Source organism: Brevibacillus sp. B_LB10_24, assembly GCF_046036945.1.
Classification (GTDB): Bacteria; Bacillota; Bacilli; order Brevibacillales; family Brevibacillaceae; genus Brevibacillus_C.
In genome coordinates this window covers 1-19362 of record NZ_JBJQOQ010000012.1, presented here as the reverse complement: position 1 = coordinate 19362, position 19362 = coordinate 1, and the positions used below count along the sequence as shown (strand labels likewise).

Here is a 19362-nt window from a genome sequence, read left to right as displayed (position 1 = left end):
CAGCCGCGGAACGAAAGGTGCTGGGCATTCACCATTTTTTCCGGCCCGCATACCCTATTCTAGACATACGCCTAGGAGGGATACCCATGAAACGATGGCTTTCACTCGCATTTGCCATAAGCCTGGGGGTTGTGGCTTTCCTTTCCGGCTGTTCTGGCGGCAGTCCGGAAAAAGTGCGAATCGGCGAAGTAACGCGCTCCCTATTTTATGCTCCGCAATATGTTGCGATCGAAAAAGGATTCTTTAAAGATGCTGGACTGGAGGTGGAGCTGACCACCCTCTGGGGAGGTGACAAAACGATGACTGCGCTTTTGTCTGACGGGGTGGACATCGCTTTGGTCGGTTCCGAAACCAGCATTTACGTACAGCAGCAGGGGGCAACCGACCCGGTTGTCAACTTTGCCCAATTGACTCAGACAGACGGAACCTTTCTGGTCTCCCGCAAGCAGATCGACGGCTTCACCTGGGATCAGGTAAAGGGCAAGGACTACCTGGGGCAGCGTCCAGGCGGAATGCCGCAGATGGTCGGCGAATTCGTTTTGAAGAAAAACGGCATCAATCCGAAACAGGACGTAAACATGCTGCAAAACATTGACTACGCCAATATCCCGGGAGCGTTCGCGTCCGGCACCGGAGACTTCGTCCAGCTGTTCGAGCCGCAGGCCTCCCAGTTCGAACAGGAGGGCGTCGGCCATGTCGTGGCGTCGTTTGGAAAAGAGAGCGGCACAGTGCCGTACACCTCCTATATGGCAAAAAAGAGCTATATCGACAAGCACAAGGATGTCATCCAGAGGTTTACCAGCGCCATCTACAAGGCACAGCAATGGGTCGCTGCCCATTCTCCCGAAGAGACGGCACAAGTGATCGCCCCCTACTTCCAGGATGTCAAACCGGAGATTGTAACCAGTTCGGTAAAACGTTACCTCGAGCAGGGTTCCTACGCGACCGATCCGACGCTGGGCGAACAGGCATGGAACAACCTGCAGGATATCATGCAGGAAGCAGGCGTCCTGCAAGAACGTGCCGACTACGCGAAGCTGGTAGACACATCCTTCGCCCAGGCAGCGAAAGAGGGGAAGTAACAGATGATTCATCTTTCTTCTACGCCTGCTAAGATCGAACTTTGCCACGTGACCCACCTGTATGTTACGCCAACCAGCGCCTTTATGGCTGTCAAAGGGATCGACTTGCGAGTAGAGGAAGGGGAATTTATCTGTCTTGTCGGTCCGAGCGGTTGCGGAAAAACCACTTTGCTCTCGCTGATTGCCGGACTGGAGCGTCCGACCGCAGGGAAAGTGCTCATCGACGGAAAAGAAGTGTCGGGAACCACGCGCCAGGTCGGTTACATGCTGCAGCACGACTATCTGTTCTCCTGGCGCAACATCGAAGACAATGTGCTGCTGGGTCTGGAAATACAAGGAATCAAAAACGCAGAAAACGTGGAATACGCGCTGTATCTGCTGGAAGAAATGGGGCTCGGCGAATTTCGCAAGGCTTATCCGGGGCAGCTATCCGGCGGGATGCGGCAGCGGGTCGCACTGGTGCGGACTCTCGCCTGCCAGCCGGATGTGCTGCTGCTTGACGAACCTTTTTCCGCCCTCGACTACCAGACAAAACTCAAGTTGGAAGACCTGATCATCGCCACCCTGCGCAAACACAAGAAGACGGCGATCCTGGTGACGCATGATCTGTCGGAAGCCGTGGCGATGGGAGACCGCCTGTTCGTGCTGGAGCGCAATCCCGGCCGGGTCCGCAAAGAAGTGATCGTCCCCGATCCGATCCGTCAGGCACTTCCTCTCCACGCCCGCAACGAAGTCGGTTTTACCCAGCTGTTCCGCGAAGTCTGGAAAGAGATGGAGGGAGACACGGTTGAAAACAGTTGACACCGAACAAATTTATCGCGACTATGTCAGATCCCAAACTCGCCAGCGCTGGTACGTATTTGGCACACAGGTAGGTCTCTTCGCCCTTTTTTTAGCCCTCTGGGAATGGACGGCAAGGATGGGCTGGATTAACGTTCTGATCTTCAGCTACCCCTCGAAGGTCTGGAACCTTTTCTGGGAGAAGCTCTTGGACGGCAGCCTGCTGCCCCACGTTTTCGCCACTGTCCTGGAGACGATCGTCGGCTTCCTTCTCGGAACCATTTTGGGCACCTTGATCGCGATATTGATCTGGTGGTCGCCTTTCCTCTCGCGGGTATTGGACCCGTACCTGGTCATCGCCAACAGCATGCCCAAGGTAGCGCTGGGTCCCCTGTTCATCGTCGGATTGGGCCCGGGGCTGCTCTCCATCATCGGAATGGCCTGCTCGGTGTCCATCATCATCACGACGCTCGTCGTCTACACGAGCTTTAAGGAAGTGGATCAAAACTACATCAAGGTCGTCCGGACCTTCGGAGCCAGCAAACGGCAAATGTTCAGTCTGGTGATCCTGCCGGCGACCATGCCTACGATCATTTCGACGCTAAAGGTGAATGTCGGACTCTCCTGGATCGGGGTGATCGTCGGAGAATTTCTCGTCTCCAAACAGGGTTTGGGCTACCTGATTGTTTACGGATTCCAAGTCTTTAATTTTACCCTGGTCATGGTCAGTTTGGTCGTCGTCGCCGTCGTCGCGACGCTGATGTACCAAGCCGTAGCCTATCTGGAACGGAAGCTGACCACCCAGTTCAAATAAATCGCAGCACCCGAAACGAGCGGCCGTGACATGTGCTGCTCGTTTCACCTTTTTTTGAAAGAAAAAAGCGGTTCTCCTCTATTCGGAACCGCTCTTTCCCCCTGTCAAATCCAGGCCTTTATATTCACTTTTCGTATAAACTCCTCCGCGGACTCTTTTACCGAGTTTTCGCTCTCTTCCTCGACTTCATCGGAGATTCCCATCAGGTGTCGAAACAGCGTTTCATTTCGTGTAGCCAATGCCCAGTCCAACAAGGCCTCACGCTGCACCTTCTCCGCTTCCTGCTCCAACAGCTGTTCTTCCAACGCGATGTCTTCTTCCGTGACAGGAACGTGTTTATCTAGTTTAGGAATACGGATAATCCAAGAAAACGCGCTGTCCGGGTTCCGGTCGCGCCCGATGATATAAGCGTATTCTCCGATAGGCAGGGATTGCTCGAAGGAGTCGGCAACGATAATGACGCGTTGTCCAAGCTTGAACATTTGCGCCAACCTCCTTTACTCGCCCGCTCTAAGACCGTAAATCAGTCTGTCTGCCGCAAGCGCTTTTCTTATATGATACCTGTAGTCAGCCGTATTGGAAAGAGGGAAATAAGCAAATCTGAACACTCGCTTAAGTCCAGCGGGAAGTCTTTTCGTGGTGGGCCTTGTGCCGGAAGAACGTTCGTTCCATATTTTTTCATGGATTTTGTATGAAAGCGGCTGTTTTTTTGGTACATTAGTAAGTATATCCGTCGTGTGTTTTCAAAAGCGGAAGGCAACTATACCAATATCCTGTCAGCGCCGTTGGAAAAGTGAAGTCTTTCGGCTGCGTGATAGGGCCAGCATACGAAAATACGGCAAAGTTGAGGTGTGAACGAGAGTCAGATGAACACTGGATTTTCGATCTTTATCATTGGATGGACATTTGTTTTAGTCAGCCTGGCTGCGATTGGCGGCTACTTCATGTTCCGCAAGTTTCTCAAGTCGATGCCAAAGATGGACGGCAAGTCTGACCTGGATTGGCAGGATTACTACATTGAGCAGACCCGTTCGATGTGGACGGACGAAACCCGCCGCTTTCTAAACGAATTGGTAGAACCGGTGCCGCAGTTGTTTCGCGATGTCGCCCGCCGCTCGATCGCCGCAAAAATCGGGCAAATCGCTCTGGAAGAGAAGGCGACCACCATCAGCCCCGATCACGTCATCAAGGGATACATCGTTGCCACTCCGAAACGGGATCACAAGTGGCTGATCGCTCACCTGCAGGAGAAGCAGATCAATTACGCCCCGTATGAAAAATACTTGAAGGCATAGCCCAAAACCAAGGCGCTGCTCATCTGACGATGGCAGAAAGCCTTGGTTTTCTAGTGTCCGCTCGCTTGCGTGACTATCGTACAATCAGAGAATCCGTAATAGACATAAGATGTTTATGAGAAACCCCACAGGGAATGAAGGGGGGAAATCTGATGAATATCTTGATTATTGCGCCGCCGGCTTATACTGTCTCTGCCAAAACAGGCGGATCGGTTGAGATTTGCATCTACGAAACGGCGAAACGAGTCGCCAAACGGCATAACGTCACCATCATCAGCCGAAAGTCAAAACACTACCCGAAGAGCAGCAAAGATGGGAACCTGACGATCAAACGCATAGAGAGCGAGCCCGACTACCTGTCGGGTGTCATACAATACATCAAAACCCGTAAATTTGATTGTATCCAAGTAGAAAACCGTCCCCAGTACATTCCTGTTCTGCGCAGCTTTTTTCCCAGACAGACGCTTATTCTCGCGCTGCATTCTCTAACCTTCATGACGGCTCTGCCTAAAAAAGAGAGGCGTGACGTGATCAAAAAGGCTACGGTCGTGATCTGCAACAGCGACTTCATCCGAAAGCATTACGCAAAAGCGTTTCCCCTTTATGCCAAAAAGATCATCAGCATCCACCTTGGGGTTGACTTATCCCGCTTTCGGGCGCCTACCCTGTATGAAAAGGAGATGGCGCTGGCCAGCTATTCTTTAACTGATTCGTGCAACATCCTTTATACGGGAAGGATCATTCCCAAAAAAGGAGTTCACGTGCTGGTTGAGGCGGCGGGGATTGTAAAGCAGAAGGTCCCTGCGGTACGGCTGATACTCGCCGGTCGATGCAGCAAACCTTACAAGGAATTTTTAAGGCAAACAGCCCAAAAGTCTGGAGTCGACATACTCTTCCTGGGCAAGGTAAGCCCTGCTGACATGCACCATATCTACTGGTTGGGAGATTGCTTTGTCTGTCCTACTCAGTTTAAGGAAGCTTTCGGTCTGGTCAATGTGGAGGCGATGGCAAGCGGACTGCCCGTCGTCGCGTCCAAACGGGGAGGCATCCCGGAAATTATCAACCCGCAAAATGGCATCCTCGTCCGGGATTATACCAATCCCCTGGAATTTGCCAAGGCGATCGAAAAGCTGATCTTGGCCCCAAGCCTGGCCAATGCATTGGCTGCCGAGGCACAACTGACCGTTCACAACCAATTTGATTGGGGAATAGCTGCAGCCCGATACGAAGAGGTCTATCAGAAGTACGCAGAACGGCGACATCGTGAGCGGCCACGAGCGGCAGAACCGGAGCCATAAGTATTCTGCATAAAGGATAAGGCGCAAAACTCCCTGTTGGCGGCAACGGGGAGTTCGTTTTTTCTCAGCCGGCGTTCTCTTTTGTTCCCTGGAATTTCAACCATCTCTGGATGATCTTCCTCAACTGCCTTTGCCGGTATCCCAGCAGCCGGCGGATAAACTTTCGTTCCTTTTCCCGCAGAAACTCCTTGGGGGCGCTGCGGATGGCAGCGTCGATCTCCTGCCGCGACAAGGACTCGATTTTGGCAATCATCGGTTCAAGTTTTTGCGCAGACGACTGGAGCTGCAGCAGCCCTTTGGGAACGTGGTAATGGCGCCACAGCCGTCTCCAGGCGGGTGAGTTCCACTTCCCATAATACCTCCACTTGTTGGGCGAACCGTAGAGGGCAAGTCCGTGATCGATCAGGTACCAATCGTATTTTTCATCAGGATGCTCCCGGTAGAGGATCAGGTTTTTCCCTGTTGAACGGTCAATATTGGCGATCCAGGCGTCAAAGACGACCAACTGGCTGAGCAGCCCGGTACGGTTTACGTACTTTTCCGGATCCCTTTTCACTTCGGGAGCGGCATCCTTCCATTGAATCACTTCCGCGGCCTTTTTCTCCTTGGATACGATTCCCTTCCTTTTTTTTCCGTCTGGTCCCCGGACGACAGCTATTTCCAAGGAAGCGACGGGAAAACCGAGCCGTCTAGCCAGGGCGGCAGCAATGAATTCATTGGCTATCATCGGCCCGGAGAAAAACCATTGGCGCTTCGTCGCAAACTTGAAGTATCCGCGTCTGCCTTTTTGGTCCTCCACAATCCAGACAGACCCTTGTCGCTTCGCTTTCCAGGCCTTCTTCAACGTCCATCTGTGCCTAGACATCGATAGCCTCCTCCTCTCCCGCGGTGATGGATTCAAATAGACTGCGATAACGGGCGGCAATTGCCTTCCAACTGTATGATGCCGCGGCAGACAGACCGGCCTGGACTCGCTCGTTGGTGCGTTCTTTCTCCGCCCACATATTTTGCACCGCCTTGGCGATTGCCTCCTTGTTCACGGCAGGAATCACTTCGGCCACCTCGCTGTTCACGAACTGGGCGAGACCGCCGGAAGTGGTTGAGACAAGCGGAACACCGTTGGCAAGGGCCTCCAGCGCTACCAGTCCAAACGATTCCCGACGGCTTGGAACGATGACCGCTCCGTACCTGCCGTACAGCCTTTGCACCTCTTCAGGCCGGCGAAAACCCAGCCAGCGTATTTTTGCCGCCACCTTCAGTCGGGCAGCTTTTTGCTTGAGTTTTCCTTCAATCTTCCCGATCCCCTTGCCGACGACACCAAGTTGTGTTTTGGGATTAACCCTGGCCAATGCGGCGAGGGCCTCGATCAGCTCCGCGATTCCCTTTGAATACGTAAACCGCCCTACGAACAGCAGCCGATGATTTGGCGAACTGCCCGGTTTTTTTCTGATGTGAACGCCGTTTTCGATCACAACTGTCTTGCCCTGACAGAACGGGTAGAACTTGTGCAGACTCTCCTTTTGCCAATGGCTCGGCACCACGACACAATCGGCGGCGCGAAGCAGCGCCTCCTGCCGCTTGGCTATCTGCCGGCGACGGGGAGTAAGGGATTCCTGAACGACCAGCGAGTGACAGGTATACACGACAGGGAGCCCCCACCTCTTCTTGCAGTGCAACGCTGCTTCGCTACCTTGCACACTGTGAATATGGATGAGATGCGGCTTTTTCCATCCCTTTCTCCTCGCCAATCCCCAAAGAAAGTCCCCTTTATAAGACTTTCGGGGAATCCGAACATGCCGAACCGACTGTCCACGCACAATCCTTGTCTCCTGCCCCCCCCTCGTGAAAACGGTCGTATCTACACCCCCTGCGGCGAGTGATTGGCTCAGATAAGTCGCAACTGTCCCGAGCCCGCCGATGATGAAGGGCGCGTATTCATTCGTCAACACCCATATCCGCATCTAATCCACTTCCTTCGCGTAATCGGCAAGATGCTGGAGAAAGGAAGGAATGCGCTGTTCGTCTTTGGCTGCTTCTTCTAATTGTTTCTCGATTTTTCTCCTGACGCTGCTGGATCTGGTTTGCCGATACCGGCTGATCAGGTTGCATGGCTTATACGGGAATTGCAGCCAGACGGCCAGAAGCTCATAATCGGCCGGTTTCAGCGGCGTGACGGAGCGATAGCCATCGAGGATGGAGCGAGTGAGAGAAAAATTCCAACTTGAATTTTTGCCAATGGAACGGACGAAACGAAAGAGATCGTACACTGGCAAATCGACACGAAGGGTTTCAAAATCGATGATGACAGGCCCTTGTTTGGTCAGGACAAAGTTTTTATAACCGGAGTCCCCGTGGCAAAGCGCTCCCGTTTTTCTGGCCTTCTGACAGAGGCCCCGGTAGCTGCTTTTGTTCAGCTGCTCGAGTGCCGATTTGGCCCGTTTGCTCCACTCGCTGCCGTATGTGAGCATAAGCTCCTCCCATTTGGAGGGGTCTTGTTTCGCCTTTGCCCGCTCCACCGTTTTTTCCATTATATCCCTTTTGCTTCTTAACATCTCTGGCCAGCGCCCGATATAATAAGGAGCTCCCTTGCTCTTCCTCCCCGCAAAACGGCTAAAGCGGTGAAACTGGGCCAATCTTTTTCCGCATTGGTAAAGGTCTGTTTTCGAAGTAACACGAGGTTTGTTCCCCGATATCCAGGGAGTCAGGATATACTTTGGTCCTTTGCCCCCCGGGCGGACAAATGCCACTTTTCCCTTGCTTCTGTTCGGGTCCCGCCAACAGATGGATGCAAAGCCCTTGCGCTTAATCGCAAGCAATGTGGAATCGATCCAGCGGATCTGATCTGTCGGGTAAGCCATTCGCTTCAAACAGTACACGGTGCCGCTGGGAGACTTGAGGCGGTACACTCCTGATTTGATCTCCTCCATCTCCTGCGGACGAAGGCCAAACCTTGCGGCGATCTTAAACACGGTCTTCCTGCCCGGCATGCAATCCCCCCTTCTTTCCTCTAAACATTGTTTTCGTAGAAAGGTCTACTGCACGGGATGATAGAAGCTTGAAAGCCTTGCAAATAGAGGATTTCCCTTATTTTATGGCGGGACCTCATCTTGTGAGACAAAGAAGGAGTTCTTCCGGGAAAAGCGGGCGGCTGCCCGCGAACGCCAGCCTTGATTTCTCTTTGTCCGCCGATGACTATGATGGATGTCCATACAATGGAAGGCGGCGGTACATAGGATAGAGTAGAATTCACTTGCATACTTTTTCGGACACGTTATGCGGAGGAATTTGATCAGGGGGTGGTTGTCGTGCAGCAGAAACCTCGTTTACGCCAGAACAGATGGAGACAGTGGCAAGCCATCCGAAAAATCAAGGCATTAAGGGGACATCAACCACTTACCGGTATTTACTCGCCATTGCTGCTCCACCAATTTCTCGACCGATTCGACTCCGTTTTCATCAAACCGGAAAAAAAAGTCCCCAATCATCTGATTTTTCTGGTGCAATGGGTAACAAAATCAGATGAGCGCAAAGTCATCTACCTTGATGAATCCATAAAGCCTTTGCTGGTCCTGCATGAAGATCAGCAGCTTGCTTTTTCCAGTATCCGCAGTTTTGATTTTTGGCTCGATCTCTATCGCGAGGGAGAACAGTACATCATTCAGCAGGCAATAGACCGGATCGAATGGGAGGAACGCCCGGTCGACCTGCGGACGATCCTGCAGATCAACTGGCAAGGACATTGGGAGATAACAGGGTTGTTCGCAAGAGTGGCGCAAAGAGGCACAATGGTGACTGATCCAAAGGGGGGAGGAAAAGCCGTCCGGATCGAAGAGTATCTGAGCGGTATCGGCATGGAGATGCGGGAACAAAAAGAAATCAGAAAAAAACTCGCTTTTCTTTCCATGGTCGCTGCCAAGGGGCTGGCCGCCACATACCGGAATCCGATCTACGCGTTCGATTTTGGACTGGATCAGGATAAAAAACTATGGTTGATGGGGCTGGATACGAAACCGGACATTCGAATCCTGCGATCCGTTGACCAAAAAATGTTCCTTCGGGCCAGCAGCCTGAAGAAACAGAAAAACACATGGGCCGAAGGGAATTCCCAGCAAAAAGCCGCAGACAAACCAAAAAACAAATAACCCGGGAACCGTTTGGCTTACTCGCGCAGACGGTTTTGTTTTTTTTAAGCGGTGCTGTCCCGTACAAATCCGCATCCAACTAACAGGGCAAGCGAACTCCTTTCCATTCGCTGCCATAAACTATGTCGAGAATGACACAAGGAGTGAATCTGGAAAGTGAAAACTGCATTCATCACCGGCATCTCCGGACAAGACGGGGCCTACCTTTCCAAATTTCTGTTAGAGAAGGGCTACCGTGTCACCGGGCTGCTCCCGCGCCGCAGTACGGCCTCACTATGGAGATTGGCTTACCTGGGCATAGAAGATGAAATTGAGCTGATCGACGGAGACCTGTTGGATCTTCCATCGCTCATCAGGACGATCAAGCAAGCGCGGCCGGACGAAGTGTACAATCTGGCGGCGCAGAGTTTTGTCGGAACGTCGTGGCAGCAGCCGGTCACCACCGCGAAAGTGACTGGAATGGGCGTCCTCCACGTGCTCGAAGCAATCCGGGCGACGGATCCGGAGATCAAGTTTTACCAAGCTTCTTCAAGCGAAATGTTCGGACTGGTGCAGCAGCCTTTTCAAACGGAAGAGACTCCCTTTTACCCGCGGAGCCCATACGGCGTCTCCAAACTGTTTGGACATTGGATGACCAAGAATTACCGGGAAAGCCACCAGATGTACGCCTGCAGCGGCATTCTGTACAACCACGAATCCCCGCTGCGCGGGCTGGAATTTGTCACGCGCAAGGTGACCGATGGAGTCGCCCGGATCGCAGCGGGACAGAAGCATGAGCTACGCTTGGGCAACATCGACGCCGCTCGGGATTGGGGGTACGCCGGCGACTATGTGGAAGCGATCTGGCTGATGCTGCAGCAAGCCAGGCCTGACGATTACGTGATTGCCACGGGACGCTCAACCACTGTCAGGGAGATGTGCAAAATAGCGTTTAGCTACGCGGGGCTAAACTACGAAGATTATGTCGTCATCGATCCGCAGTTATACCGTCCCGCAGAGGTGGACATCCTCCTGGGCAACCCGGCCAAGGCAAAGGAAAAGCTGGGTTGGGAAGCCAAAACAACCCTCGAGCAGTTGATCGGGATGATGGTGGAAGCGGACATGAAGCGAGTCAGCTGTGAAGTCGCAAACAATCGCAAAGGAAGTCTGGGATTATGAAACTGGTACTGTTGTGCGGCGGTTCCGGCACCAGATTATGGCCCTTGTCCACCGGGGTGCAGGCAAAGCAGTTTTTGCGGGTACTGAAAAACAGCCAGGGCGAAGACGAGTCCCTGCTGGAGCGGATGGTACGGCAGATCGAAGCGGCGGGTTTGCTCGATCACACGTTCATCGCGACGGTACAGCCTCAGGCAGAACTGATCAACACCCAGGTGAAAGGCAGAATCCCGCTGATCGTCGAACCGGAGGGCAGAGATACGTTCCCTTCTGTCGCCTTGGCTTGCGCCTACCTTCGGGACATCACAGGTGTCAGCCCTGACGAGGTGATCTGCGTCAGCCCGGTCGATCTGTATGTAGACGATGCGTTTTTTCAGACCATTCGGAAGGCAGAACGGGCTTTGCAAGAGACGGGCTGCGACATGGCCATGGTTGGGATCCCCCCCGCTTACCCTGCGGTGAAGTACGGTTATATCGTCCCGGAAATGGAGGCGGACAGCACACAGGCCTACCGCCGGGTGAAGCGTTTTACAGAGAAGCCGAAACGGGAACAGGCTGAACAGCTGATCGCCCGACAGGCGCTGTGGAACAGCGGTGTCTTTTGCCTTCCCCTGCGCTTTTTGCTGCAGCTGCTGGCAGAACGGGATCTGCCTGTCCGCTACGAGCCGTTGCGGGATGCATTCGAGCAGCTGCCCAAGATCAGCTTTGATTACGAAGTGGCAGAGAGCATCACGTCTGCTGCGGTCGTGGTTCACAACGGGATGTGGAACGATCTTGGCACCTGGGATACGCTGACGGAGAAGATGGGGACCCCCGTCATCGGAAAAGGCATCCTGAGCGACGATTCCACGAACACGTCGATTCTTAACTACCTGGATATTCCGGTGATTGTCGTCGGGCTGCCCGATGCGGTGGTCGTCGTCAACGAAAACGGCATCCTGGTCAGTGACAAGGCAAATAGCGGACGGCTGAAGGATTTTTTGCCGCTGGTCAAGGAATGAACCAAAAAAAGTCAACCTGTCGTGCGACGGGCTGACTTTTTGCGGTCCAAGGAAAAGTTGTCTGTTACCAAGGGATGGACAATTCCGGACAGATACCTGCCAAAGCCTCTTCGATTTCGTTCTTGATCTGAACCAGAGCATTCTGTGAGTCGGCTTCCGCCCGCAAAACCAAGCTGGGCTGCGTATTGGACGCTCTGATCAATCCCCAGCCGTGCGGAAATACCACCCTCGCTCCGTCCACGTCGATGACCTCGTATTTGGACTGAAAGTACTTCCTGACTTGCTCGATGATGGTCTGCTTCTGCTCCTCCGTACACGCCACCCTGGTCTCCGGGGTCGAAGGGTATTCCCGAACGCCTGAAAACAAGGCCGACAGTCTTTGATCGGTCTGTGACAGGATCCGCAGCAGCCTGCCGGCTGCATAGAGCGCATCATCGTAGCCCAAAAATTCATCCCTGAAGAAGAAGTGCCCGGACATTTCTCCGGTGAACGGGGTATTTAATCTCTTCATCGTCGCCTTGATGTGCGAATGGCCCGTACGATGGAAAACCGGCCTGCCGCCGAGACGCTTGATCTCCTCCACCAGCGCCTGGGAGCACTTCACTTCCACGAGCGCCTGGCACCCGGGGTACTTCGGCATGATTTCCCGCCAAAAGAGGATCATCAACTGGTCCCCCCACAGGATGCGGCCGCGGTCGTCAACGACACCCAGCCGGTCTCCGTCGCCGTCAAAGGCAAGGCCGACATCTGCTCTCTCTTGTTTGACCATCTCCACCAGATCGCGGAGGTTTTCCGGATCCGCGGGATCCGGGTGGTGGTGGGGGAAACTGGGGTCAGACTCGCAGTACATCGGGATGACATCGCAGCCCCATCTGCTCAGCGCTTTCGGGACAAAGGGAGAGGGTGTGCCGTTGCCGCAGTCAACCACCACTTTCAGCCGCCTTTGCCCCAGCTTGATCTTTTCCTGCAGGTCTTCCTGGTAAGGCCGTTCGATATCGATCTTCTTTGCCTCCCCTGACTGGGCTTCCGCTCGATCTCCATTTTCATACTGGACCTGCTGCATCTGTTCGCCCAGACTGCAAATGGCTTCGCCGTAAAGCGTGGTTTTGTCCATCGCCAGTTTAAAACCATTGTCCCCGCCGGGATTGTGACTGGCAGTCACCATGATCCCCGAGGAGATATCCAGATGGTGCAGGCTAAAGTAAAACATCGGAGTCGTTACCTCGCCGATATCGACTACCTGACATCCCGATTGAATCAGCCCGGTGATCAATGCAGCATGAAGCTGCGGTGAAGACGTTCTGTTATCTCTGCCGACGATTGCCTTTTGTTCTCCCGCCGATCGTATCCTGCGGCCAAACGCCAGGCCGAGCAGGCGGGCAAAGTCTCGACTGATCTCCGCTTCCGCTTTTCCTCGTATGTCGTACTCCCGGAAGACATGGGAAGGCAGCCTCCCGCTGTTTTGTGCTGGGGATGTCATTCGTTATCAGCCTCCAGTCTCTATGCTCTATATGCGGCACCGCAATCGGCTCAAACTAATGTATGCGCGGGAAAATCAACTGGTTCGAAACCCGGCCGCTACTGGGAGGAGACAGCCGAGGCGAGCTCTGCCGCCCCCGTTAACCGGAGACGGCAGAGTTCAAGGCAAATGAACGGTTTTTAAATGTTTCTCGTTCCAATAGTTTTTTTCTCCTTCCCCGGTCACCAATTCAATCATGTTGTTTTCAACCTTTTGCAGAAGGCCAATCTTGCGGGGATGGTCGCCTATATCAAAGATAACGAGATTGGTTTCCAGTTTTTTCAGATTCTCGGCAAACGTGCGGGGAAGTGACAGGCTGATTGGCTGAACGGGCAGGTGTTGACTGCCGAGCGTGTACGGCGCAGCATTTGCTGGATAGGGCGACAGCCATTTGACATGGTAGAGAGAGATGAACATCGTTTTGTATACGGGTGAATAGAAGACGAAATAATCAGTCAGGATGCTGGTGACATAACCGTGCAGCGTCTGGTTTCCCGTCACAAATATCTCGATAAACTTCCCTCTGGCATTGCTTAGAATCTTTCGATAGGAGATGTTGTCATTCGGCTCGTCGGCCATCGGAGCTTCACTGGCTGAATCGGCGAGCATGGAGTCCGGGTCCCTATTCTCCCTTACGTGATGAAGCTGCCCCAAGGGGACGTACAAATACTGTCTGCCATTGTAGAGTACGAAGATGTCCAGCCCGTAATCGATCAATATTCCTGTCAGCTTGATTTTTCCCGACAGTTCGACGTCAACCTGTTTCGTGAGATATTGATCGAAAGGAAACATTTGTTCCCCTCCTTTGCAATAAAATGTCGCTGCTGCGGGTGCAAGGGGCAACCGTTTTGGCTGCCTATGCCCGCTGCTTGACCTTCACTTCTTTCATTCCTCGCGAATTGTAGACCGCTTTGATGATCTCCACTATGGGACGGGATGCTCCCTTGCGTCTTCTGCGGCCCTGAGCTGCTTTTCGATAGGGCACTGCGGCTTGAAAGCGAGCTGTCATTTTTTCACGATATCGCGTTACGGTTTTTCTGAAGTAAACTCTTTTGAATTTCCGTGAACGCCGCTGATACCATTGCCGAACCGATTTCCTCTTCTTGCTCTTACCGCTCTTATTCTTATTCTCGTTCTTATTCTTATTTTTATTCTTGCTCTTGTTCTTGTTCTTGTTCTTGTTCTGTTTGTTCTCATTGCCCCCCTCGTTTTTATTTTCCCCGTCGTTTTCCTTGCTCTTGTCAACCTCGCTGATATTGCGGATGTGGAATGCCAGAATCCTGTAGACTTCTTTATTGTGGACGACTGTGATGTAATCATCGTCTACCTCGGTTAGCACACCTTCGACGGACTCCGGACCACCGCGGTTTACCATCACCCAGCAATGGAGCATCTCTTTTAACACGGAATGGAAGTTCTTTACCGGTTCATAGCTGGACTTCTCTTCGAAGTCTCCTTTTTTGCACTCGCCGGAAGCTTCGCTAATACTCTTAATATGGCGAATTTGATAGTAGAGCATTCCGTCTTCTTTCGTCTGCAGCGCGATAAAATCGTCGCCAATGCCCATCAATTTGCCGATTCTGGATTCCGGACCGCCGCGGTCGACCTGAATGATACCGTATTTAAAGCTATGCAGCACTTCTTTCAGATCGCTGTTCTCCAGGTATTCTTCAAATATTTCCCGGCGGTTCTTGAGCGGCATGGAAGGTTTGCCGAGGTCCCGGCAAATACTTTTAATATGTTCCAGGCTGTAGTACAGGATATCTCCTTCGGGGGTATCCAGCATCAGATAATCATCGGCAACGGAGAGCAGTCTCCCGTCTTTTGCCTCCGGCCCTCCCTTGTAGATGCGTAGTGTTTTCCCCACCATCGAATCAAGAAAACTCATATCCTGAATATGCTCCATCCTTTCTATCCCCTTTCGTCCTTACGGTTTATTTATACTGCATCTATATGAGCGGAGTAGTCCTTCGCTCTAGTCGAATTCCCTAGTAAAAGAAAAATAGACTTCTATTTATCCGCGCTTATCATAGAAACCTCCGCTTTCGTTGATAGACTCAAGGCGTTTGTCCCAAGTTGGCACCCAAGCATGTGATGTACGCCTGTTTTGTCCGATTTCCGCGAGACGGGAGGACACATGGTTTGTTATGATGAGGAAGGGAATATTCAGAAAGAACAGGAGCTGAGATGACAGTGAGTGAAAACCTTGTCTCAATCGATTGGCTGGCCGAACATACAGACGACCCGAATGTCGCGATCATCGACTGCCGCTTTACCCTGGGGAAGCCGGGGGCGGGACTCGCCGAGTATCTGCAGGACCATATTCCCGGTGCGCTTTACTTTGACCTGGAACAGGACTTGTCGGCACCGAAAGCGGCCAATGGTCACGGCGGACGCCACCCGCTGCCGGCCACAGACGCGTTGGTGGAGCTGTTTTCTTCTGCCGGGATCGACCGGGATGTCACCGTCGTGGCGTACGACGATCAGGATATGGCAATGGCCTCCCGACTCTGGTGGCTGCTTCGCTACCTGGGCCACCCTCGGGCAGCCGTCTTGAACGGCGGATATGCGGCATGGCGAAAAGCAGGACTGCCAGTAACCACTGATGTAGACAAGCGTTCCCGGCGCACGTTCGTTCCCGATGTCCAATCACACATGCTGGTGACCACACGTGAGGTGGCCTCCCGCAGCGAGCGTACGGCTCTGCTCGACTCCCGTGCAGGCGAACGCTACCGCGGCGAGCTGGAAACGATTGATCCGAAAGCAGGACACATCCCCGGAGCGCTCCACTACTTTTACAAGGAGAACCTGTCTGCCGACGGCACCCTGCGGCCGGCCCATGAACTGCAGGAACGCTTTGCTCCGCTGGCAGAGTCTGACGAGCTGATCGTGTACTGCGGATCAGGCGTGACAGCTTGTGTCAACCTCCTCGCGCTGAATGAAGCGGGGCGCAGTGACGCGAAGCTGTACCTCGGCAGTTGGAGTGACTGGACTTCTTATCCGGAAAATCCGGTGGCGACGGGAGAAGAGTAAATCTAAGAGGCTAAATGGAAAAAAAGGGGGCTGCCCATCAGCAGAAAAATTTCTGCTGACGGTTCAGCCCCTTCTACGATGTGAATATTTAAGATGCGACCCACCACTTGTATCGATGCATTGGCCGGTAATCCAACGACTATCCGAAGAGGCTAGAAACGCTGCGACATCTGCGATATCTATTGGTTCTCCCCATCTTCCGAAGATTGAATAATCAGCGCCAAATTTTTGTGCCGCAGGATCCTGTAACATCCTGGCATTCATGTCTGCGGCAACGAACCCGGGTTGTACAGCATTGATCTAAAGCACCTTCTTGTGCCAAGCGTACCGCAATAGCACGTCCAATACCTCGGCTCGCACCAGTAACGAGAGCAACTTTTCCTTCTTTCCTCTCCTGCCTAGGTTACTCTAGTTGTACCACAGGAGAGCTTTTGAAAGGTTGCGCTCATATTGCTGACAACTACCTCCGGTCCATCAAGCAGGTCGGGAATTTTGTCACTCTTTTCCGGATAGACGGACGTAGTAGCGTCGGTCATGGCACTCTACCGTGACTGGCGCTTCAAAGAAGGAGCTTAAAGTCGCAGAATTCATGACCTGTACTGTATCCCCCTGCCGGAAAACCTCTCCACGCCTTAAGAGCAGCGTATGGGAGAATACAGTCAGTATTTCTTCCGTATGATGGGTGACATAGATCAAAGTCGGTGTATTTGGCTGCAGTGTCAGGTCATGAATGCTATCCAGCAGCCTTTCTCTGGAAAAGAGATCAAGTCCGTTGCACGGCTCGTCCAGGATCAATATTTGCGGATCCGCCATCAACGCCCGGGCGATCAAAAGCTTCTGTTTCTCTCCTTGCGAGCACGTCCGGTAATCGCGGTCCCACAAGTGGGTACAGCCGAGCGTTCGCATAAACGCACGTGCTCGAAAGTAGTCTTCTTCCGCCGGTTTGTCATACAACCCGATCGTGGCAAATTTTCCACTGATGACCACATGTTGCGTTTTGTCGGTTGCGTATAGCTTTTCCTGTAATGACGAGCTGACCCAGCCGATGGACTGCCGCAGCTCTCGCAGATCGACCTCGCCGAACCGGTGATTCAGCACGCTTATCTTGCCTGTCGTCGGCCAATAGTAGCCGTTAATCATATTGAGCAGCGTCGTTTTGCCTGAGCCGTTCAAGCCAAGCAGCGCCCAGTGCTCGCCCTGCCGCACCTGCCAGTTCACATCGCGGAGCAGCTGCAGTTCTCCTCGTCTCCAGGACACCCCTTCAATCTCAATGACATAGTTCATACCCATTCACTCCGTTTCCACCTTCATCATTCTTGGGTCAAAGCGCAGCGCGCCTTTTTTGTCTTTTCCACCATCTTAAAGAATAAAATGGGAGATTTCGCCGTGAAAATTGCGGCGAATGAGAGCAACTTTTGCTATACTTTTGTTGAAAATTAGATTACAGGTGAAAATAGATGAACATCAGAGTGGATACGCCGCAGATGAAGCTGTGGAAAATCGGGGAGGAGTATTATACCGTACCGCATGTACATGAGCGGGAATACCAGATTACCGTTCCCATTTACGGTTCATGCCTTTTTTCACGGCAAAGTGAAGCATATGAGCTGGCCGTCGGAGACGGGTTTGTCCAGTATCCGGAGGAGTCGCACGTGCTGCAGGTCGGACCGGGCGCCGGTGTTATCGTTATTCAAGTCGACCGGACCAGCCTGGCACAGTTTTACGGGCATCAGGAGCTCGAACTTGAGATGAGACAACGGATAGACCCTGAGGAAATCCACCGGCACTTTCGCAAATGGACTGCTGCGCTGTTGTTGCCGGATCAGTTGGAACCACTGGCTGTGCAGGAAACAGAAATGCAAGTGCTATACTACATATCCCGCGTACTGAAAGGCAACCAGCTTCACAAACGCGATGCTGCCTTAGCCGGCACAGCTGCATCCGACCGGCACATGGCGCTTGCTCTCGACTATATGCACGAACATTTTACCGAAAAACTGAACATTGATACGCTGGCCGGGATCGCGCTGCAAAGCCGGTTCCATTTTATCCGCTCGTTCAAGTCGATCGTTGGCGTAACGCCTTACCAGTATCTGCTGTCGCTGCGGATAGAGGAAGCCAAAACGCGGCTGCGGCGAACCTTTGAGACGGTGACCGAGATCAGTTTCCATCTTGGCTTTTCGAGCACGAGCCAGTTTTACCGTGCCTTCGTCAAGACTGTCGGGATAACGCCAGAGCAATATCGCAGCGAGTTCCGACATTGAATTGCCAAGTTAGCCGTTGCCCCCGGCGATCTTCAAAAAGACAGGACAATGATCGCTGCCGGTAATATGGCAATCGATCCCGGCATCCAAGAGCGACGAATCCAGCCTCGAAGAGACCAGGAAGTAATCAATTCGCCAGCCGATGTTCCGCTCCCTCACCTTGGGCATGTAGGACCACCAGGTATAGGCATCCGTCTGGTCGGGGTAAAAATGCCTGAACGAATCGATAAACCCGGCATCCAGCAATCGGGTCATCTTCTCCCGCTCCTCCGGGGTGAAGCCTGAGTTGTTTTGATTCGATTTCGGGTTCTTCAAGTCAATCTCCCGGTGTGCCACATTTAAATCTCCGCATACAATAACAGGTTTGCGGCTGTCCAACTGCAGCAGATAGTTCCGGAAGCGATCTTCCCATTCCAGTCTGTAATCCAGTCTGGACAGATCCCGCTTGGCATTCGGGGTATATACCGTGACGAGGTAGAAGAAGTCGAACTCCAGCGTAATCATCCGCCCCTCCGGCTCGTAGTCCTCTTCAAGCCCGTACCAGACCGAAAGCGGCTTCAGCTTTGTAAAAATTGCCGTTCCGGAATAGCCCTTTTTCTCCGCGTAATTCCAAAACTGCAAATATTCACCATCCAACTCCAAGCTGATCTGTCCTTCCTTAAGTTTCGTCTCCTGAATGCAGAATATATCTGCATTCGTTTCCTTGAAGTAGTCGTAAAACCCTTTATTGACACACGCCCTTAGGCCGTTTACATTCCAGGATACCAGCTTCATGTCTTCTAATCTCCTTGCTGTTTCTATCAATGGTTGCCTATATTGTACCATAACGGAATCGGCAAAGGTTAGCTGAGCAGTGCAGCATCGAACCCCTCCCTTGGAGGGGATTGTTCTTGTCGTTTTTGATGAATACTCCCGCCACTTACCATCGCTGAGACTCTGGTTGAAGTGGGGGTTTCTGGTGTATCAATCGCACACTACC

General features: G+C 52.7%; 19 protein-coding genes and 1 pseudogene. 10 read left to right on the top strand and 10 right to left on the bottom strand.

The features are described from left to right. The first annotated feature begins 86 nt into the window (after positions 1-86). The 3 genes from ACI7RC_RS12895 to ACI7RC_RS12885 are packed head-to-tail and all read left to right on the top strand — an operon-like array spanning position 87 to position 2676. On the top strand, positions 87-1082 hold the full coding sequence (locus ACI7RC_RS12895; RefSeq protein ID WP_408108657.1) for an ABC transporter substrate-binding protein: 996 nt from the start codon (positions 87-89) through the stop codon (positions 1080-1082). A gap of 3 nt (positions 1083-1085) precedes the next feature. Then, the gene (locus ACI7RC_RS12890; RefSeq protein ID WP_408108656.1) at positions 1086-1883 is read left to right on the top strand and encodes an ABC transporter ATP-binding protein; all 798 of its coding nucleotides are present in this window, start codon (positions 1086-1088) and stop codon (positions 1881-1883) included. Then, positions 1870-2676 (top strand): ABC transporter permease, encoded by an 807-nt coding sequence (locus ACI7RC_RS12885; RefSeq protein WP_408108655.1) that lies wholly within the window; start codon positions 1870-1872, stop codon positions 2674-2676. Before ACI7RC_RS12890 ends, ACI7RC_RS12885 begins: the two co-directional genes overlap by 14 nt. A 104-nt stretch (positions 2677-2780) precedes the next feature. On the opposite strand, the gene ACI7RC_RS12880 is transcribed toward ACI7RC_RS12885, so the two are convergent. Continuing rightward, entirely contained in the window at positions 2781-3158 is a 378-nt protein-coding gene (locus tag ACI7RC_RS12880) for an ATPase (protein ID WP_408108654.1), read from the bottom strand. A gap of 384 nt (positions 3159-3542) precedes the next feature. Here ACI7RC_RS12880 and ACI7RC_RS12875 point away from each other — a divergent pair, with 384 nt between their 5' ends. Next, positions 3543-3971: a DUF2621 domain-containing protein gene (locus tag ACI7RC_RS12875; protein ID WP_408108653.1), complete on the top strand. Its 429-nt coding sequence runs from the start codon at positions 3543-3545 to the stop codon at positions 3969-3971. Positions 3972-4123: 152 nt separating this feature from the next. Next, a complete protein-coding gene (locus ACI7RC_RS12870; RefSeq protein ID WP_408108652.1) occupies positions 4124-5269 on the top strand; it encodes a glycosyltransferase family 4 protein in 1146 nt (381 codons plus the stop codon). 64 nt (positions 5270-5333) lie between these two features. On the opposite strand, the gene ACI7RC_RS12865 is transcribed toward ACI7RC_RS12870, so the two are convergent. From ACI7RC_RS12865 to ACI7RC_RS12855, 3 genes are read right to left on the bottom strand one after another with little or no spacing between them, the layout of a single operon-like run. Beyond that, the gene (locus ACI7RC_RS12865) at positions 5334-6134 is read right to left on the bottom strand and encodes a HipA family kinase (RefSeq protein WP_408108651.1); all 801 of its coding nucleotides are present in this window, start codon (positions 6132-6134) and stop codon (positions 5334-5336) included. Further along, positions 6127-7230 carry a glycosyltransferase family 4 protein gene (locus ACI7RC_RS12860; protein WP_408108650.1) on the bottom strand — a complete coding sequence of 368 codons (1104 nt, stop codon included), beginning with the start codon at positions 7228-7230 and terminating at the stop codon, positions 6127-6129. The genes ACI7RC_RS12865 and ACI7RC_RS12860 overlap by 8 nt, the downstream gene beginning before the upstream one ends. Next, entirely contained in the window at positions 7231-8256 is a 1026-nt protein-coding gene (locus tag ACI7RC_RS12855) for a CotS family spore coat protein (protein WP_408108649.1), read from the bottom strand. A gap of 318 nt (positions 8257-8574) precedes the next feature. Between ACI7RC_RS12855 and ACI7RC_RS12850 the strand changes: the two genes are divergently transcribed. The 3 genes from ACI7RC_RS12850 to ACI7RC_RS12840 all read left to right on the top strand — a co-directional run bounded on the left by ACI7RC_RS12850 (position 8575) and on the right by ACI7RC_RS12840 (position 11567). Further along, positions 8575-9411 carry a YheC/YheD family protein gene (locus ACI7RC_RS12850; RefSeq protein ID WP_408108648.1) on the top strand — a complete coding sequence of 279 codons (837 nt, stop codon included), beginning with the start codon at positions 8575-8577 and terminating at the stop codon, positions 9409-9411. A 156-nt stretch (positions 9412-9567) separates the two neighbouring features. Then, positions 9568-10569 (top strand): GDP-mannose 4,6-dehydratase, encoded by a 1002-nt coding sequence (locus ACI7RC_RS12845; protein WP_408108647.1) that lies wholly within the window; start codon positions 9568-9570, stop codon positions 10567-10569. Next, on the top strand, positions 10566-11567 hold the full coding sequence (locus ACI7RC_RS12840; protein ID WP_408108646.1) for a sugar phosphate nucleotidyltransferase: 1002 nt from the start codon (positions 10566-10568) through the stop codon (positions 11565-11567). Before ACI7RC_RS12845 ends, ACI7RC_RS12840 begins: the two co-directional genes overlap by 4 nt. A 64-nt stretch (positions 11568-11631) precedes the next feature. Here ACI7RC_RS12840 and ACI7RC_RS12835 read toward each other — a convergent pair whose 3' ends face one another. The 3 genes from ACI7RC_RS12835 to ACI7RC_RS12825 form a co-directional block, all read right to left on the bottom strand. Continuing rightward, a complete protein-coding gene (locus ACI7RC_RS12835) occupies positions 11632-13047 on the bottom strand; it encodes a phosphomannomutase/phosphoglucomutase (RefSeq protein WP_408108645.1) in 1416 nt (471 codons plus the stop codon). A gap of 159 nt (positions 13048-13206) precedes the next feature. Continuing rightward, entirely contained in the window at positions 13207-13878 is a 672-nt protein-coding gene (locus ACI7RC_RS12830; RefSeq protein ID WP_408108644.1) for a DUF2642 domain-containing protein, read from the bottom strand. Between the two features lie 64 nt (positions 13879-13942). Then, a complete protein-coding gene (locus ACI7RC_RS12825) occupies positions 13943-14992 on the bottom strand; it encodes a hypothetical protein (RefSeq protein WP_408108643.1) in 1050 nt (349 codons plus the stop codon). A gap of 281 nt (positions 14993-15273) precedes the next feature. On the opposite strand from ACI7RC_RS12825, the gene ACI7RC_RS12820 reads away from it, so the two are divergent. Then, positions 15274-16119 carry a sulfurtransferase gene (locus ACI7RC_RS12820; protein ID WP_408108642.1) on the top strand — a complete coding sequence of 282 codons (846 nt, stop codon included), beginning with the start codon at positions 15274-15276 and terminating at the stop codon, positions 16117-16119. A gap of 63 nt (positions 16120-16182) precedes the next feature. Here the strand turns inward: ACI7RC_RS12820 and ACI7RC_RS12815 are convergent. Both ACI7RC_RS12815 and ACI7RC_RS12810 read right to left on the bottom strand, forming a co-directional pair. Then, positions 16183-16419, bottom strand: a pseudogene (locus tag ACI7RC_RS12815) (SDR family oxidoreductase); the annotation flags it as partial. A gap of 195 nt (positions 16420-16614) precedes the next feature. Next, positions 16615-17403: an ABC transporter ATP-binding protein gene (locus tag ACI7RC_RS12810; RefSeq protein ID WP_408108641.1), complete on the bottom strand. Its 789-nt coding sequence runs from the start codon at positions 17401-17403 to the stop codon at positions 16615-16617. 173 nt (positions 17404-17576) lie between these two features. Between ACI7RC_RS12810 and ACI7RC_RS12805 the strand changes: the two genes are divergently transcribed. Next, on the top strand, positions 17577-18383 hold the full coding sequence (locus ACI7RC_RS12805) for a helix-turn-helix domain-containing protein (RefSeq protein WP_408108640.1): 807 nt from the start codon (positions 17577-17579) through the stop codon (positions 18381-18383). Between the two features lie 9 nt (positions 18384-18392). Here ACI7RC_RS12805 and ACI7RC_RS12800 read toward each other — a convergent pair whose 3' ends face one another. After that, positions 18393-19157, bottom strand: a complete 765-nt coding sequence (locus ACI7RC_RS12800) for an exodeoxyribonuclease III (RefSeq protein ID WP_408108639.1) — start codon at positions 19155-19157, stop codon at positions 18393-18395. Positions 19158-19362: the final 205 nt, after the last annotated feature.

What these genes read in the sequence shown, in the direction of transcription:
- ACI7RC_RS12895 (WP_408108657.1), top strand. Translation starts at nt 87, where the DNA reads ATGAAACGATGGCTTTCACTCGCATTTGCCATAAGCCTGGGGGTTGTG.
- ACI7RC_RS12890 (WP_408108656.1), top strand. Translation starts at nt 1,086, where the DNA reads ATGATTCATCTTTCTTCTACGCCTGCTAAGATCGAACTTTGCCACGTG.
- ACI7RC_RS12880 (WP_408108654.1), bottom strand. Translation starts at nt 3,158, where the DNA reads ATGTTCAAGCTTGGACAACGCGTCATTATCGTTGCCGACTCCTTCGAG.
- ACI7RC_RS12875 (WP_408108653.1), top strand. Translation starts at nt 3,543, where the DNA reads ATGAACACTGGATTTTCGATCTTTATCATTGGATGGACATTTGTTTTA.
- ACI7RC_RS12870 (WP_408108652.1), top strand. Translation starts at nt 4,124, where the DNA reads ATGAATATCTTGATTATTGCGCCGCCGGCTTATACTGTCTCTGCCAAA.
- ACI7RC_RS12865 (WP_408108651.1), bottom strand. Translation starts at nt 6,134, where the DNA reads ATGTCTAGGCACAGATGGACGTTGAAGAAGGCCTGGAAAGCGAAGCGA.
- ACI7RC_RS12860 (WP_408108650.1), bottom strand. Translation starts at nt 7,230, where the DNA reads ATGCGGATATGGGTGTTGACGAATGAATACGCGCCCTTCATCATCGGC.
- ACI7RC_RS12855 (WP_408108649.1), bottom strand. Translation starts at nt 8,256, where the DNA reads ATGCCGGGCAGGAAGACCGTGTTTAAGATCGCCGCAAGGTTTGGCCTT.
- ACI7RC_RS12840 (WP_408108646.1), top strand. Translation starts at nt 10,566, where the DNA reads ATGAAACTGGTACTGTTGTGCGGCGGTTCCGGCACCAGATTATGGCCC.
- ACI7RC_RS12835 (WP_408108645.1), bottom strand. Translation starts at nt 13,047, where the DNA reads ATGACATCCCCAGCACAAAACAGCGGGAGGCTGCCTTCCCATGTCTTC.
- ACI7RC_RS12830 (WP_408108644.1), bottom strand. Translation starts at nt 13,878, where the DNA reads ATGTTTCCTTTCGATCAATATCTCACGAAACAGGTTGACGTCGAACTG.
- ACI7RC_RS12825 (WP_408108643.1), bottom strand. Translation starts at nt 14,992, where the DNA reads ATGGAGCATATTCAGGATATGAGTTTTCTTGATTCGATGGTGGGGAAA.
- ACI7RC_RS12820 (WP_408108642.1), top strand. Translation starts at nt 15,274, where the DNA reads ATGACAGTGAGTGAAAACCTTGTCTCAATCGATTGGCTGGCCGAACAT.
- ACI7RC_RS12810 (WP_408108641.1), bottom strand. Translation starts at nt 17,403, where the DNA reads ATGAACTATGTCATTGAGATTGAAGGGGTGTCCTGGAGACGAGGAGAA.
- ACI7RC_RS12805 (WP_408108640.1), top strand. Translation starts at nt 17,577, where the DNA reads ATGAACATCAGAGTGGATACGCCGCAGATGAAGCTGTGGAAAATCGGG.
- ACI7RC_RS12800 (WP_408108639.1), bottom strand. Translation starts at nt 19,157, where the DNA reads ATGAAGCTGGTATCCTGGAATGTAAACGGCCTAAGGGCGTGTGTCAAT.